This is a genomic window from Paraburkholderia sp. BR13439 (assembly GCF_040948805.1).
GTDB classification, from domain to species: Bacteria; Pseudomonadota; Gammaproteobacteria; order Burkholderiales; family Burkholderiaceae; genus Paraburkholderia; species Paraburkholderia youngii.
Genome location: NZ_JBFPKN010000208.1, coordinates 1 through 255 on the forward strand (window position 1 = coordinate 1; position 255 = coordinate 255).

Here is a 255-nt window from a genome sequence, read left to right on the forward strand (position 1 = left end):
TCAGCGTATTTGGCAACGAGCACTGAGGCCAGCAGTCCCGCAGTCGGAATGCCCTTGTCGATGACGTGCGCAGGCACCGCGGCCTGAATCCGTGTTTCGCAGTTTCTGCACACCCACTTGCCACGGATATGCCGCTCCACGGTGAACACGCCCGGTGTGTAGTCGAGCTTCTCGCTGATGTCCTGATGTCCTCGCCGATGCGCGTGCGCTCGCAGCCACACTGGCATACGGTGCTCTGCGGCTCGTGGCGAATCT

General features: G+C 62.0%; 1 pseudogene. It reads right to left on the bottom strand.

The annotated features are described in order from the left end of the window. Nucleotides 1-255 (bottom strand): annotated as a pseudogene (locus AB3X96_RS42900) (IS66 family transposase zinc-finger binding domain-containing protein); the annotation flags it as partial.